At 74.8% G+C, this 14,331-nt stretch carries 12 protein-coding genes and 1 pseudogene; 5 read left to right on the plus strand and 8 right to left on the minus strand.

Going from position 1 to position 14,331, the window contains the following annotated elements:
* Positions 1–14 precede the first annotated feature (14 nt).
* Positions 15–1,172: an ROK family protein gene (locus Sdia_RS14710; protein ID WP_124288525.1), complete on the minus strand. Its 1,158-nt coding sequence runs from the start codon at positions 1,170–1,172 to the stop codon at positions 15–17.
* A gap of 222 nt (positions 1,173–1,394) precedes the next feature.
* Here Sdia_RS14710 and Sdia_RS14715 point away from each other — a divergent pair, with 222 nt between their 5' ends.
* Positions 1,395–1,844 carry a hypothetical protein gene (locus Sdia_RS14715; RefSeq protein ID WP_185392804.1) on the plus strand — a complete coding sequence of 150 codons (450 nt, stop codon included), beginning with the start codon at positions 1,395–1,397 and terminating at the stop codon, positions 1,842–1,844.
* A 348-nt stretch (positions 1,845–2,192) separates the two neighbouring features.
* Here the strand turns inward: Sdia_RS14715 and mug are convergent, their stop codons facing one another.
* The 7 genes from mug to Sdia_RS14750 form a co-directional block, all read right to left on the minus strand.
* Positions 2,193–2,786, minus strand: coding sequence for a G/U mismatch-specific DNA glycosylase (gene mug, locus Sdia_RS14720; RefSeq protein WP_100455571.1), 594 nt, complete (start codon positions 2,784–2,786; stop codon positions 2,193–2,195).
* Positions 2,783–4,225 carry an adenylosuccinate lyase gene (purB, locus tag Sdia_RS14725; RefSeq protein ID WP_100455572.1) on the minus strand — a complete coding sequence of 481 codons (1,443 nt, stop codon included), beginning with the start codon at positions 4,223–4,225 and terminating at the stop codon, positions 2,783–2,785. The genes mug and purB overlap by 4 nt, the downstream gene beginning before the upstream one ends.
* 108 nt (positions 4,226–4,333) lie before the next feature.
* Positions 4,334–5,188: an SGNH/GDSL hydrolase family protein gene (locus tag Sdia_RS14730; protein WP_100455573.1), complete on the minus strand. Its 855-nt coding sequence runs from the start codon at positions 5,186–5,188 to the stop codon at positions 4,334–4,336.
* Between the two features lie 122 nt (positions 5,189–5,310).
* Positions 5,311–6,327: a hemolysin family protein gene (locus Sdia_RS14735; protein WP_100455574.1), complete on the minus strand. Its 1,017-nt coding sequence runs from the start codon at positions 6,325–6,327 to the stop codon at positions 5,311–5,313.
* Complete coding sequence (locus Sdia_RS14740; RefSeq protein ID WP_100455575.1) at positions 6,324–7,658, minus strand: hemolysin family protein; 1,335 nt, start codon at positions 7,656–7,658, stop codon at positions 6,324–6,326. Before Sdia_RS14740 ends, Sdia_RS14735 begins: the two co-directional genes overlap by 4 nt.
* Positions 7,659–7,919: 261 nt before the next feature.
* Positions 7,920–9,977 carry a M48 family metalloprotease gene (locus tag Sdia_RS14745; RefSeq protein WP_189500307.1) on the minus strand — a complete coding sequence of 686 codons (2,058 nt, stop codon included), beginning with the start codon at positions 9,975–9,977 and terminating at the stop codon, positions 7,920–7,922.
* Between the two features lie 4 nt (positions 9,978–9,981).
* Complete coding sequence (locus Sdia_RS14750; RefSeq protein ID WP_189500308.1) at positions 9,982–10,530, minus strand: hypothetical protein; 549 nt, start codon at positions 10,528–10,530, stop codon at positions 9,982–9,984.
* A gap of 213 nt (positions 10,531–10,743) precedes the next feature.
* Here Sdia_RS14750 and Sdia_RS14755 point away from each other — a divergent pair, with 213 nt between their 5' ends.
* From Sdia_RS14755 to Sdia_RS14770, 4 genes and pseudogenes are all read left to right on the plus strand, one after another.
* Positions 10,744–11,160: a GNAT family N-acetyltransferase gene (locus Sdia_RS14755; RefSeq protein ID WP_100455578.1), complete on the plus strand. Its 417-nt coding sequence runs from the start codon at positions 10,744–10,746 to the stop codon at positions 11,158–11,160.
* Between the two features lie 297 nt (positions 11,161–11,457).
* Complete coding sequence (locus Sdia_RS14760; protein ID WP_189500309.1) at positions 11,458–13,092, plus strand: ABC-F family ATP-binding cassette domain-containing protein; 1,635 nt, start codon at positions 11,458–11,460, stop codon at positions 13,090–13,092.
* A 110-nt stretch (positions 13,093–13,202) separates the two neighbouring features.
* Positions 13,203–13,508: pseudogene (locus Sdia_RS30735) on the plus strand (ATP-binding cassette domain-containing protein); the annotation flags it as partial.
* Between the two features lie 211 nt (positions 13,509–13,719).
* Positions 13,720–14,331: a nucleotidyltransferase domain-containing protein gene (locus tag Sdia_RS14770; protein ID WP_185392800.1), complete on the plus strand. Its 612-nt coding sequence runs from the start codon at positions 13,720–13,722 to the stop codon at positions 14,329–14,331.

A 14,331-nucleotide genomic window follows, 5' to 3' on the forward strand; every position in this document is an offset into this window, starting at 1 on the left:
CCCGGGCGGGGCGGTCAGCGCCGGGCGGTGACCGTGGTCTCCACCGCGAACAACTGCTCCTCGACGTGGTCCAGGGCCAGCCGCAGCGCGCCGGTGGCCACCGCCGCCTCGCCGAGCACGGAGAGCGCCACCCGGGGTGTCCGCAGGCAGTACCGCGCCAACTCCTCGCGCAGCGGCTCCAGTACGCCGTCGAGCCCGGCCGCCCAGCCGCCGATCACCACCACCTCAGGGTCGAGCGCCAGCACCAGGGCGGCCACGTCGTGCACCAGCCGTCGCACGAACCGGTCGAGGGCCGCCTGCGCCTGCGCGTCGCCGTCGCGGGCGTCGGCGAAGACGGCGGCCACCGCCTGCTCGTCCAGTGGGTGCAGCGGCTCGCCGTTGGTCGACAGCAGGATCTCCGGGGTCTCCTCCTGCCCCAGCAGGTGCAGGGCACCGATCTCCCCGGCCGCCCCGCCGAACCCCCGGTGCAGCCGGCCGCCGATCAGCGAGCCCGCGCCGGGGCTCAGCCCGGCCATCACGTAGACGACGTCGTCCGAGCCGACCGCCGCGCCCTTCCAGTGCTCGGCCACGGCAGCCGTGTTGGCGTCGTTCTCGACCAGCACCGGGCAGCGGAACGACCGGCGCAGCCGCTCCCCGAGCTCCAGCCCCGTCCACTCGGGCAGCGCCGTGCCCAGCCGCACCGTCCCGTCGGCCTCGACGATGCCCGGGCTGCCCACCCCGACGGCCCGTACCGCCTGCCGGGACACTCCCGCCCGGCGCAGCAGGTCCGCGACGGTGGCGCGCAGCCGCTCCAGGCGCTCGTCGGCCGGTGCCGAGGCGAGGACGGGCTTCTGGGCGGTGCCCAGAAGCCGGCCGTCGAGGTCGGAGAGGACGGCCGAGACGCGGTGCGAACCGATCTCCAGCCCCAGCAGGTAGCCGGCCTCCGCGCGGAAACGGAACCTCCGGGCGGGCCTGCCCTGACGCCGGGCGGCGCCCTCCTCGGCGGCCACCTCCACGACCAGACCCGCCTCGATCTGGCCCTCCACGACCCCCTCGACGGTCGGCCGGGACAGCCCGGTGACCCGGGTGATCTCGGTGAGTGTGGCGCATTCCGTCCCGCGCAGAGCGTGCAGCACCACGGCCGAGTTGATGCGGCGCAGCAGTGAGGGGTCGCCGCCGGTCATGCGTCCCAACGTGGGTCCTCCCTGCTCGTGCGCGTGTTGGCCGGATCGTACTGTGCCCGGCTCCCGGCGGCGAGGTCCGGTGCACGGTGTCCGCGCGGCGCCACCCGCCCCGGCCGACCGGAAGCGGAGCCTGACACTGTGCCACCTTCCCGCCCGGGCCCCGCCCTCGGGCCCCGGCCGCCGCGGGAGCCGGTGGCGCGACTGTCGGCGGTGACCGGTTTACTGGACCGTATGAGTACCGCTCGGCACCTGGCCACCCTGGAGCAGCTGTGCGTGCGGCCCTTCCTGGACGAGGGTCCCGTCCGCAGCGCCTCGGACGGGACCGCGGGACCCGGCTTCCACCTGGCCCTGCTGGCGGCCTCGCAAGCTCCGGCAGGTGAACGGGACACGGCCGCCGAGGAGTTCGGCGCACTGCGGGAATCCCTCGCCGTGGTGCTGGAGCAGCGCTGGGGGCCCGCCGGGCACGTCAGTCTCTGGAGCGCCCTCGTCCGGGCCGAGGAGGCACGGATCGCCGGCACCGGGCAGGTGGTGGAGGAGCCCTGGCGGACGCTGAGCGCCTCCGTGCCGGACGTCCTGCTGTGGCGCCGCGCGGACCGCTGGATAGCCCTCGGCACCGCCGAGCGGGAGACCGAGCAGCCCGTACGGCTGTTGGCGCTCGCCACCGCCGTCGACCCGCCCTGACGGCCCATGCCACCGCACCCGCGCCGGCCGGGCGGGACCGGCACGAGCGGAGACCGCGGGCGGCGCCGCGTCCCGCCCGGCCTCACCTGCGGCGGCCCGGCCGCCGCAGGTGAGGCCGGTCAGCCTGCTCTGCGTCGCCCTCGGCCTCGCCTGGGCCCCTTCACCAAGATCCTCGGCCTGGGCGGCGGCGCCCTCGCGGCGGCCACGGCGCCGTCGCTCTGGCCCGGTGGGAGCGGCACGTCCGGGTGCGCAGCCTGGTGGGCCTGACGACCGGCGCCGTCGCCTTCCTGGTGCCCGCGGTCGCCCTGTTCGCCCTGACGGCCTCGGTCCGAGCCCGGGTGGCGGGGTTCAGCGGGGCGCGGCCTCGTCCACGGCCGCCCGCAGCCGCCCGTACTCCTCGGCCATCGCCTCCACCGACCAGTGCGCGTTGAGACCGCTCGGGTTCGGCAGCACCCACACCCGGGCGCCTCCGACGGTCCGCTCCTGCGGGCCCACCACCGCCCGGCGCTCCGCGAACGCCGCCCGGTACGCCGTGATCCCGACGACCGCCAGCCAGCTCGGGGCCAGCCGCGCCACCTTGGCGGTCAGCAGGGCGCCGCCCTCGCGGAACTCCTCGGCGGTCAGCTCGTCGGCCCGCGCGCTGGGTCGTGCCACCACGTTGGTGATGCCGAGCCCCAGCTGAGGCAGGAGGTGCTGCTCGGCCGGGGCGAAGCGGCGCGGGGTGAAGCCCGAGCGGTGCAGCACCGGCCAGAAGCGGTTGCCGGGGCGGGCGAAGTGGTGGCCCGTCTCGGCGGTCAGCAGGCCGGGGTTGATGCCGCAGAACAGCACCCGCAGGCCGGGGCCGGCCACGTCCGGGACGCGGACGCGGGCCAGCTCCTCGGGGGTGGGACGGGCGCCCGCCGGTGCGCGGCTGCCGGCCGGACCGGCGGGCGCGCGGGTCACAGGATCGCGCCGGGCGTGTAACCGGCCGCCTCCGGGTGACGCCGGACGACCTTCTCGACCGCGGTGACCACCGCGGTCACCTGGTCGGCGGCGGCTCCGGTGAAGGAGAGCTTGTCCGCCATCAGCGCCGCGAGCTGCTCGCGGGTGAGTGGCAGGCGCGGGTCGTCGGCGAGCTTGTCCAACAGCTCGTTGCGCTCGGCGCCCTGCTCCCGCATGGCCAGCGCCGAGGCCACCGCGTTCTCCTTGATGGCCTCGTGGGCGATCTCCCGGCCGACGCCCGCGCGGACGGCGCCCATGAGGACCTTGGTGGTGGCGAGGAACGGCAGGTAGCGGTCGAGTTCGCGGGCGACCACGGCCGGGAACGCGCCGAACTCGTCCAGCACCGTCAGGAAGGTCTCCAGCAGGCCGTCCAGGGCGAAGAAGGCGTCGGGCAGGGCGACCCGGCGGACCACCGAGCAGGAGACGTCGCCCTCGTTCCACTGGTCGCCGGCCAGCTCGCCGGTCATCGAGGCGTAGCCCCGCAGGATGACCATGAGGCCGTTGACGCGCTCGCAGGAGCGGGTGTTCATCTTGTGCGGCATCGCCGAGGAACCGACCTGGCCCGGCTTGAAGCCCTCGGTGACCAGCTCGTGGCCGGCCATCAGCCGGACGGTTTTCGCCAGCGAGGAGGGGGCCGCGGCGAGCTGCACCAGGGCGGTGACGACCTCGTAGTCCAGCGAGCGCGGGTAGACCTGGCCGACCGAGGTGAACGCCTGGCCGAAGCCGAGGTGACCGGCGATCCGGCCCTCCAGCTCGGCGAGCTTGGCCGCGTCCCCGCCGAGCAGGTCCAGCATGTCCTGGGCGGTGCCGACCGGGCCCTTGACGCCGCGCAGCGGATACCGCTCCAGCAGCTCCTCGACCCGGCCGTACGCGACCAGCAGCTCGTCGGCGGCGGTGGCGAAGCGCTTGCCGAGGGTGGTGGCCTGGGCGGCGACGTTGTGCGAACGGCCGGCCATGACCAGCTCGCCGTACTCGCCCGCCAGCTTGCCGAGCCGCGCCAGCACGGCGACGGTGCGGTCGCGGACCAGTTCGAGGGAGAGGCGGATCTGGAGCTGCTCGACGTTCTCGGTGAGGTCGCGCGAGGTCATGCCCTTGTGGACCTGCTCGTGGCCGGCGAGGGCGTTGAACTCCTCGATGCGGGCCTTCACGTCGTGCCGGGTGATCCTCTCGCGCTCGGCGATCGAGGCGAGATCCACCTGGTCGAGGACCCGCTCGTAGTCCTCGATCGCCCCCTCGGGCACCTCCACACCCAGGTCCCGCTGGGCGCGGAGCACCGCGAGCCAGAGCTGCCGCTCCAGCCTCACCTTCTGCTCGGGGGACCACAGGGAGGCCAGTTCGGTGGAGGCGTAGCGGCCGGCCAGGACGTTCGGGATGCGGGGCTTTGCAGTCACACCGGTCATCCTACTGGCGCAAAGTGTGAGGCCCGCGCGTGCCCGGGGTCGTAGGAACGTACGAGCGGATCGGTGCCCCGCCCGCCTGGCCCGGCGGGGTGGGGCACCGTTCCGTGACTACGTCCGGCGGGGGTCGGCCGGGTCGAGGCGGCGCCAGTTCCGCACCGGGCCCAGGGCCTGGCCCTCGGCGGGGGTGGCCCAGAAGGCGGTGGCCGTGGCCGGGTCCATGTGGGCGCCGTGGCGGCCGTCGCCGGAGGAGCGGCCGGTGAGGCGGCGGCCGATCCAGGGGGCCAGGTGGCGGCGGGTGAACATCACGTCGGCGCCCCGGCGGCGCAGCCAGCCCGGGGGAGTGGCGGCGGGCAAGGCGGCGGCCCAGTCGCTCGCCGGCTCCAGTCCGAGGCCCTGCCAGACCGCCTCGGCCACCCGGCGGTGACCCTCCGCGGTCAGGTGCAGCCGGTCCACGTCCCACAGGCGGGGGTCGCTCAGCGACGGCGCGCCGTACAGGTCGACCAGGCAGGCCCCGTGTTTCTCCGCCAGGCCGTCCAGATGGGCGAAGAGCGCCTCCATGCGCGGGCGGAACCGCTCCAGTACGGGGCCGTTGCGGGCCGGGCTGCGCATCAGCACCAGGGTGCCGCAGGTCGGGGCGAGCCGTTCGACGGCCTCGGTCAGCAGTCCGCAGACCCGGCCCATGTCGCAGGAGGGCCGCAGGGTGTCGTTGAGCCCGCCGACCAGCGTCACCACGTCGGCGCCGAGCGCGGCCGCGGCGCCCACCTGGTCCTCGACGATCTGGCCGATGAGCTTCCCGCGTACGGCGAGGTTGGCGTAGCGGAAGCCGGGGGCGCGTTCGGCGAGACGGGCGGCCAGGAGGTCCGCCCAGCCCCGGTAGGAGCCGTCCGGCAGCCGGTCGGACATGCCCTCGGTGAAGGAGTCGCCGATCGCGACCAGGCTGGTGTAAGTGGCATTCGTCTGCATGGCGCCAGCGATCGTACTGTGCGGCTCCGGGCGGCGCGCCACCGGCATACCCGTCGGTATGCGCGGGGTGCGGGAACGCCGGTGCCGGGGGCCCGAGCAGGCCCTGGGCACCGGCGGCCGGGTCAGGCCGGGGCGCGGCCGAACAGCTCCTGGAGGACGTCCTCCATGGTGACGAGTCCGGCCAGCCGCCCGTCCGCGCCGAGGACCGCGGCGAGGTGGGTGCGGCTGCCGCGCATCGCGGTCAGCACGTCGTCCATCGGGGTGGCCTCGCGCACCCGCGGGATGGGGCGCATGTCCTGCACCCGGAACGGCAGGTCGCGCGGCGTGGCGTCCAGCGCGTCCTTGACGTGCAGGTAGCCGACGATGCGGCGGCCGTCGTCCACCACCGGGAACCGCGAGAACCCCGACTCGGCCGAGAGCCGCTCCAGCCGCTCGGGGGTGATCCCGATGTGCGCGTAGACGATCCGCTCCAGCGGCAGCACCACGTCCTTGACCGGGCGGCGGCCCAGCTCCAGCGCGTCGTGCAGCCGTTCGGTGGCCCGGTCGTCGAGCAGCCCCGCGTCCCCGGAGTCCTTCACCATGCGGGCCAGGTCGTCGTCGGAGAAGGACGCGGAGACCTCGTCCTTGGTCTCCACCCGCAGCAGCCTCAGCAGCAGGTTGGCGAAGGCGTTGACGGCGAAGATCACCGGACGCAGCGCCCGGGAGAGCGCCACCAGCGGCGGACCGAGCAGCAGCGCGGAGCGCACCGGCTCCGCCAGCGAGACGTTCTTCGGGATCATCTCGCCGAGCAGCATGTGCAGGTAGGTCGCGGCTGTCAGCGCGATGGCGAACGACAGGGTGTGGCCCAGCGCGACCGGCACGCCGACCACCTCGAAGAGCGGTTCCAGCAGGTGGGCGATGGCGGGCTCCGCCACCACTCCCAGCACCAGGGTGCACAGGGTGATGCCCAGCTGGGCCGCGGCCAGGAGCTGGGAGACGTGCTCCAGGCCCCACAGCACGCTGCGGGCCCGCTTGTTCCCCGCCTCGGCGTGCGGCTCGATCTGGCTGCGGCGGACCGAGATCAGCGCGAACTCGGCACCGACGAAGAAGGCGTTCACGACGAGGGTCGCGAGGCCGATCAGCAACTGTACGGCGATCATCGCTCGTCCTCCTCGTCGGACGGGGCGTCGGCGGGGACGTGCAGCAGCACCCGCGCGGCGCGGCGCCCGGAGGCGTCCACCACGTCCAGGTTCCAGCCCTCGACGGTGAGGTGGTCGCCGACGGCCGGGATGCGCCCCAGCTCGGCGGCGACCAGCCCGGCCAGCGTCTCGTACGGCCCTTCGGGGACCTTCATGCCGATCCGGGCCAGGTGGTCGGTGCGGGCGGCGCCGTCGGCCGAGTAGAGCGTGCGGCCCTCCTCGTCCTCACCGGCGGGGGCCAGCCCCGGGGTCTCGTGCGGGTCGTGCTCGTCGCGGACCTCGCCGACGACCTCCTCGACGATGTCCTCCAGCGTGGCGACGCCGGCGGTCCCGCCGTACTCGTCGATGACCACGGCCATCGTGCGGCGGCCCGAGAGCCGGTCCAGCAGCCGGTCGACGGTGAGCGACTCGGGGACGAGCAGCGGTTCGCGCATCAGCTCCGTCACCGGACGCCGGGCGCGCAGCTCGGCGGGGACGGCCAGCACGTCCTTGATGTGCGCCACGCCGACCACGGTGTCCAGGCTCCCCCGGTAGACGGGGAAGCGGGACAGGCCGGTAGCGCGGGTGGCGTTGGCGACGTCCTCGCAGGTGGCCTGGGCGTCCAGCGCCATCACCTGGACGCGTGGCGTCATGACGTTCTCCGCGCTCAGGTCGGCGAGGTTCAGGGTCCGTACGAACAGCTCGGCGGTGTCCGCCTCCAGCGACCCGGCCTTCGCCGAGTGGCGGGCCAGGGCCACCAGCTCCTGCGGGCCGCGCGCCGAGGCCAGCTCCTCGGCCGGCTCGATGCCCATCCGGCGGACCGCGCGGTTGGCCGTGTTGTTCAGGTGGGTGATGAACGGCCGGAAGAGCGTGCTGAAGATCCGCTGCGGCGTGGCGACCCTCTTGGCCACCGCCAGCGGCTCGGAGATCGCCCAGTTCTTGGGGACCAGCTCGCCCACGACCATCAGCACCACGGTCGACAGGGCGGTGCCGACGACCAGGGCGATCGAGGAGGCGGTCCCCGGAGAGACACCCATGTCGCGCAGCGGCTCCGCGAGCAGCGCCGCGACGGACGGCTCGGCGAGCATGCCGACGACCAGGTTGGTCACGGTGATGCCGAGCTGGGCCCCGGAGAGCTGGAAGGTGAGGTGCCGTACGGCCTTGAGGGCGCCCGCCGCGCCGCGCTCGCCGCGGTCCGCGGCCTCTTCCAGGGTGCTGCGCTCGACGGTCGTCAAGGAGAACTCGGCGGCGACGAAGGCGCCGCAGGCGAGAGCCAGCGCGATGGCGAGCAGCAGGAGAAGGACTTCGGTCATCGGGTCACCACCGTCCCATGATCGGACAGGGCGGCGGTGCGCGCGCGACGGGGAATGCGGAGGTACGTGGTGCGAAGGTACGTGGTACTGGGAGGCTCGCCCATGGGCGGACGCTCACACACCTTTCTTGAGGAATGTCCCATGATGCCCCGCGGCGGCGCTCGGAACGGCTTGACCGGGGGGGATCGAACAGCGTCCCCCATAGTAAAGCCCCAGCAAAAGCGGGAGAAAGGCCGCGGACGGGGGCGGGCCGGGGCTCCGTCACCCGGCCGCGGGCGTCCCCCGGCGGGCCGTCGGGACGCAGGCGGCGACGCCCACGGCCAGGAGGGCGCTGAGGCTGCCCACGAGCAGGAAGCCGCCCGGAGCCGGGGCGGCCCGGGGTGTCACCAGGGTGAGCAGCAGCGCGGCGCCGCCGTGGGCGGTGGCGGTCGCGAGGACGGTGGCCAGCGTCGCGTGGGCGATCGGCAGCCCGCCGGGGCGCGGACGGCGGCCGGTCCTGACGGCGAGGACGGCGAGCAGTGCCGCCACCGCCGCGTACGCCGGGAGGACGCGCGGGCCGCTCCCCAGCAGGACCAGCGCCGCCGCCAGCCACAGGCCCGCGCGCAGGGCGCCGGCCACGGTGCGTCCGAGCGCTTGGCGGGCGGCCCGGGCGCCGGGCGGTGCCGCCTGGCCGAGCAACGGGATCAGGGCCGCCAGCAGGGCCGCGCAGAGGAGGAAGGGGGACCGGACGACGGCGTCCGAGGCGGTGCCGAGGAGGAAGGAGACCAGTTCCGGGGCCCGCCCGCCGAGGAGCGTGGCCATGAGCGCCTGGGTGGACATCAGTTCCATCAGCCACACCAGGACGCACCCGAACAGGGCGCCCGCCGCCACCGACAGGACACACCACCCCGCCCGGGCGCGCGGGCCGCGCAGCACGGGCCGCCACCACGGCAGCACGGCCGCCGTCCAGCGGACCGCCGCGTACCCGCCCAGGGCGAGCAGCGCCGTCCACGGCAGGAGACCGGCGCCGACCTGACCGACACTGGCCAGCGCGAAGGTCACTCCCGGGTTGACCACGCCGCCGCCCAGCGCGAGTCCGCAGGCGAGCCCCCACACGGGCGCCCCGAGCAGCCCCGGGCGGCCGCCGGGGAACCCCTCCTGGAGGCGCAGGGTGAAGAAGGCGACCACCGCCGCGAGCAGCAGGCCGAGGGTGCCCACCGCGAGCACCGCCCGGGCGGTCTCCGCGCCCGGTCCCAGGGCCGAGTTGAGGACGAAGGTGGTGGCGAGGTCGGTGTACAGGGCGCCCAGGACGCAGCCGGCCGCGAGCAGTTCCCAGAAGCCGCTGCGGAACAGGGGCTCCGGATCGTCGAGCATGTCGCGCCGCTGCCGCGCCGTCGGGTGTACGCGCAGCAGCCGGCCCGGCAGCCGGCGGCGGTCCTCCTCGACCTCGAAGAGGGCGCGCAGGGCGGACGGCGATCCGGCCCACTGCCGGGCGCGGGCGTCCGCGTAGAACTCGCGGCTGCGCAGCACCGCCCGGCGGGTGAGCGGCATCGCGACGACGAGGCAGAGCCCCTTCAGGGAGTTGGAGAGGCCCGCCGCGAGGGAGCCGGTGCCGCCCAGGCCGTGGAGCAGCTCCCAGAGCACCCCCGAGGCCACGGTCAGCACGAGGACGGGCAGGCTGACGCGCGCACTGATGATGGTCAGGAAGCTGAGGTCGATGTCGCGGTTGCGGACATGGGCCAGTTCGTGCAGGACCACGGCCTCGAAGGTCTCGGGCCGCCTGTTCCGCAGCGCGAGCAGCCCGCCGCTGAGGACGACGCAGCGGCGGCCCCGGCGGCCGAACGCGAGCGCGGACACCCGCACGTCGAGCGGCTGGGCGTACCAGTGGACCGGTTCGCAGCCGGTCCGCTCCCGCAGCGCCTCCAACGCCCGCGTGACGGCGGCCGACTCCTCGCCCAGGAGCGCGTAGCGCCGCCGGCGGACCCGCCAGGCCGGCAGGAGCCAGTAGACGGCCAGGACGACGAGCCAGAAGACGAGGAGCCCGGTCAGGGGTACCCACAGGTCGACCTGGCGGGGGTCGGTGCCGCAGAGTTCCACCGCCGACGGCCCGTCGGGCGACGGCAGGCCGGTGCTGTCCCGGTTCTGCTCCTCCCAGCAGGCCGCGTAGCGGGCGTAGCGCTGTTTGACGTCGCCGGGCACCGGGCCGAACCGGGAGCCCACGAAGTGCATGATCACCGTGCTGGTGGTGACCACCAGCAGGGCGAACCGCATGCTCGTGCCGGACGGCACGGCGAACGGGTCCCGCAACCGTCCGGCGGTGGCGTCGGCGGTACTGGTCACGCCCTCACTCCCCGGACTCACCGCCGGTGCCCGGCCCGTCCGGAGCGGCCTGCGCCATCGCCAGCTCCGCCACGACCCCGTCGGCGACGTTCTCCGCCACCTCCTCGGGGATGCGCAACCGGCGGGCCCGCCCGACCGCCGAGCCGTGGACGAGGCGCAGCTGCTCCGGGGTGAGCGCGGCCGGAGAGGTCTCCGGGGCGGCGCCCCCGGGAAGCTCCGGCCGGCGCAGCACCGCGCGGCGGAACCAGCCACGGAAGCGGCTGATTCCGCCCTGCGCCTTTTCGTGGGCGAGTTGGGTCAGCGCGTCGGTGACCACCACCAGGACCAGCGTGGTGACGGCCACGCCGACCTCCCCCGCCCCGAAACCCAGGGCCTCGTCCCGCCGCCCGGCTCCCCTGCCCCCGCGCGGAGCCGCGTGGAAGGCGGCGGCGACCAGCGGGAAGTGCTCCAGCTCCGCGCGCCCGTCGACCCGCAGCCCGTCGTTGAGCTCCGGCCTCGCCAGCACGGCACGTGCCAGCCGGTCCACGGCCTCCCTGTCCCGCGCCTGACGCATCGAGCCCTCCCCGAAGTAGCCGCACCGGTACGACGCCGGGAGCGTCGGGCCCCGTTCGCCTGGACTGAGTTACCTCCGGACCGCCCCCGGCCGTCGGCCTCTTCACCAAACCCTTACCGCGCGGGCCGCTCCGGCCGCCGAACACAGAGGGCCAGGCTCCCCACCCCACGAACTCGGTGGCCGATGCCCCGGCCCCCGTGATCCACTCCGGTGATGGAACTGATCACCCGTCCAGCGGCCGAACGCGACATCGACGCCGTCCTCGCCTTCTGGGGCGAGGCCGCCGAGGGGAAGAGCATCACCGACGACCCCGCCGGCGTGGCCCGGCTCATCGCGCGGGACCCGAAGGCGCTGATCCTCGCGGAGCGGGACGGGGAACTCGTCGGCACGGTCATCGCGGGTTTCGACGGCTGGCGGTGTTCCGCGTACCGGCTGGCCGTCCACCCCGACCACCGGCGGCAGGGGATCGCGGGCCTGCTGCTGGAGGCGGCCGAGCGGCGTTTCCGGGAGCTGGGCGGGCGGCGGGTCGACGCCATGGTGCTGGAGGTCAACGAGCGGGCGCAGAGGGCTTGGGAGGCGTCCGGGTACCACCGCGAGGACCACTGGCGGCGCTGGGTGAAGACGCTCTGACCCCGAGCCGGGCGCCGGCGGCGCGCGGGCCGCGGTCCTGTGCCGGCCGCGGGCCCGGCTGTTACGGTGGGCGGGACTTTTCCGGAGGAGCCGCGCCCCACAGGCGGCGGCCCTCGCACCTCAGGGAGACCAGACATGGCGGGTGACGACGACATCTCCGGGTGATACCCGGAGCTGACGGCCACCGGCGGGCGCCCAGCGCCGTACCGCCGCGGTGGCCATGCCGTCGTTCCCTCTTCTCCGTTCTCCGCGGGCAGCGCCTTCGCGTACCCGCGTCACATCCCTGAGGTCCGCCGCATGTCCGACGCCTTCATCACCGTTTCCCACCTCTCGTTCGCCTGGCCGGACGACACCCCCGTCCTCGACGGCCTGTCCTTCACCGTCGGCACGGGCCGTACCGGTCTCGTCGCCCCGAACGGCGCCGGCAAGAGCACCCTGCTCAGACTGATCGCCGGAGAGCTGAGCCCCCGTTCCGGCAGCGTCCAGGTGAGCGGCACGCTCGGGTACCTCCCGCAGAACCTCCCCTTCGCCGAGGAGCTGACCGTCGCCGAGGTGCTCGGCGTCGCCCCCGTGATCGCCGCCCTCGACGCCGTCGAGTCGGGCGACGTGAGCGAGGAGCACTTCACCACCATCGGCGACGACTGGGACATCGAGGAGCGCACCAGCGCCCAGCTCGACCGGCTCGGGCTCGGCCACCTTTCCCTGGACCGGAGCCTCGCCACCCTCAGCGGCGGCCAGATCGTCTCCCTCGGCCTCGCCGCCCAGCTCCTGCGCCGCCCCGACGTGCTGCTCCTGGACGAACCCACCAACAACCTCGACCTCGACGCCCGCCGCCACCTGTACGGCGTGCTGGAGGAGTGGAACGGCTGCCTGCTGCTGGTCAGCCACGACCGCGCGCTCCTGGACCGGACGGACCGGATCGCCGAACTGGACGGCGGCCGGGTGCGCTTCCTCGGCGGCAACTTCACCGTGTACGAGGAGGCCGTGCGCGGGGAGCAGGAGGTCGCCGAGAAGAACGTCCGCAGCGCCGAGCAGGAGCTCAAGCGGGAGAAGCGCGAACTCCAGCAGGCCCGGGAGCGCGCCGAGCGGCGCCAGAGCAACGCCGCCCGCAACCTCAAGAGCGCCGGACTGCCGAAGATCTTCGCCGGGAACATGAAGCGCGGCGCGCAGGAGTCCGCCGGACGCGCCGGGCAGACCCACGCCGCCCGGCTCGGCGAGGCGAAGGCCAGGCTCGACGAGGCGGGGCGCGCCGTCCGCGACGAGCAGCGGATCGTCCTGGAGCTGCCGGACACCCAAGTGCCCGCAGGACGGACCGTCTTCCAGGGCGAGCGGCTGCGCGTCGGCCACGGGGGCCGGCAGCTCTTCGACGGCGACGGCCTCGACCTGACGATCCGCGGACCCGAGCGCATCGCGCTGACCGGCCCCAACGGCGCCGGGAAATCGACCCTGCTGCGCCTGCTCGACGGCACCCTGGAACCGGAGAGCGGCGAGGCGCGCCACGCCCGGGGCCGCGTCGCCCACCTCACGCAGCGGCTCGACCTGCTGGACCCCGACCGCACCGTCGCCGAGAACTTCGCCGCGTACGCCCCCGGCATCACCGAGGCCGAGCGGATGAACCTGCTGGCCCGTTTCCTCTTCCGCGGCGACCGCGCCCACCTCCCGGTCGGCGTGCTCTCCGGCGGCGAGCGGCTGCGCGCCACCCTCGCCTGCGTCCTGCACACCGACCCCGCCCCGCAGCTCCTGCTGCTGGACGAGCCGACCAACAACCTGGACCTCGTCAGCACCGGCCAGCTGGAGACCGCCCTCACCGCCTACCGGGGCGCGTTCGTGGTGGTCAGCCACGACGAACGGTTCCTCGCCGAGATCGGCGTGGACCGGTGGCTGTACCTGGCCGACGGCCGCCTCACGGAGACGGGCGCCCCCGAGGTGTGAGCCGCCGCCTGCGGACCGGCCGCCACCGCGCCACCGGACCCGGCGGACGGCCGCTGGTGGCCGTGCGCGACCTGCGGGTGCCCGGACGGCTCTCCCTTCCCCGGCTCGACGTGGCCGCCGGTGACCGGCTCCTGGTCTCGGGCGGCGACGGCACCGGCAGGTCCACGCTCCTTGCCGTCCTCGCGGGGCGCCTCGACCACGGTGGCGAGCTGCGGCACCGCCCCGGCCTGCGGGTAGGGCTGCTGGCCCAGGACACCCGGTTCCGGCGCCCGGAGCGCACCGCGCGGACCGTCTACGCCGAAGCTCTCGGCGCCGAACGGGCCGAAGCCGTACCGTTGTCGCAGCTCGGCCTGCTGGCCGCAGCCGACCTCGACAGGCCGGTCGCGGAGCTGTCCGTCGGCCAGCGGCGACGGCTCGCCCTGGCCCTGCTGGTCGCCCGTCCCCCGGAACTGCTCCTGCTGGACGAGCCGGCCAACCACCTCTCGCCGAGCCTGAGCGACGAACTGGAAGCCGCCCTCGGCCCGGGCCCGGGGGTCATGGCCGGCCACAACCGTTGGCTGCGCGCGTGGTGGCGGGGGGCGCGAACTCGGGCTGGGGAACCCCGACTGACCTGGAGGGAACGAGGAGATGCAACGCATCGAAGCGCCGTACGGCGCGTGGGAACCGGCCTCCGTCACGGAGGTGGCGGCGCTCTTCTCACCCCTGTGCGAACTGTGGTGGGTCGCGGGAGGGTACGCCGTCGAGCCGGCGGTCGGGCGCGCCTTCCGCGCCCACGCCGACATCGACGTGCTGCTGCTGCGCGAGGACCAGTTGGCGGCGCAGCGCGCCCTGGCGGGCTGGGAGTGGTGGGCCGCCGACCCGCCCGGCACCCTCCGGCCGTGGGCGGCGGGCGAGATCCTGCCGCCCGGCGTCCACGACATCTGGTGCGGGCCCGGGCCCTACGCCCCGTGGCGCGTCCAGCTGATGCTGGACGAGGCCGAGGACGGCCACTGGGTCTCCCGCCGGGACCCGAGCGTCCGCAGGCCCCTCGGCACCCTGGGCGCGACCACCCCCGAGGGCGTGCCCTTCCTCGCCCCCGAGGTGCAGCTCCACCACAAGGCCAAGGCGCGCCGCCCCAAGGACGAGGAGGACTTCACGGCGGCGCTCCCCGTTCTCACGGTCGGGCAGCGCCGCTGGCTGGCCGAGACGATCGAGCAGACGTACGGGCCGCATCCGTGGGCGGAGCGGCTGCGCGGTTGA

The sequence above is a fragment of the Streptomyces diastaticus subsp. diastaticus genome (assembly GCF_011170125.1).
Classification (GTDB): Bacteria; Actinomycetota; Actinomycetes; order Streptomycetales; family Streptomycetaceae; genus Streptomyces; species Streptomyces diastaticus.

What these genes read in the sequence shown, in the direction of transcription:
- Sdia_RS14740 (WP_100455575.1), bottom strand. Translation starts at nt 7,658, where the DNA reads ATGACCGAAGTCCTTCTCCTGCTGCTCGCCATCGCGCTGGCTCTCGCC.
- Sdia_RS14750 (WP_189500308.1), bottom strand. Translation starts at nt 10,530, where the DNA reads ATGCGTCAGGCGCGGGACAGGGAGGCCGTGGACCGGCTGGCACGTGCC.
- Sdia_RS14755 (WP_100455578.1), top strand. Translation starts at nt 10,744, where the DNA reads ATGGAACTGATCACCCGTCCAGCGGCCGAACGCGACATCGACGCCGTC.
- Sdia_RS14715 (WP_185392804.1), top strand. Translation starts at nt 1,395, where the DNA reads ATGAGTACCGCTCGGCACCTGGCCACCCTGGAGCAGCTGTGCGTGCGG.
- purB (WP_100455572.1), bottom strand. Translation starts at nt 4,225, where the DNA reads ATGACCGGTGTGACTGCAAAGCCCCGCATCCCGAACGTCCTGGCCGGC.
- Sdia_RS14735 (WP_100455574.1), bottom strand. Translation starts at nt 6,327, where the DNA reads ATGATCGCCGTACAGTTGCTGATCGGCCTCGCGACCCTCGTCGTGAAC.
- Sdia_RS14760 (WP_189500309.1), top strand. Translation starts at nt 11,458, where the DNA reads ATGTCCGACGCCTTCATCACCGTTTCCCACCTCTCGTTCGCCTGGCCG.
- Sdia_RS14730 (WP_100455573.1), bottom strand. Translation starts at nt 5,188, where the DNA reads ATGCAGACGAATGCCACTTACACCAGCCTGGTCGCGATCGGCGACTCC.
- Sdia_RS14770 (WP_185392800.1), top strand. Translation starts at nt 13,720, where the DNA reads ATGCAACGCATCGAAGCGCCGTACGGCGCGTGGGAACCGGCCTCCGTC.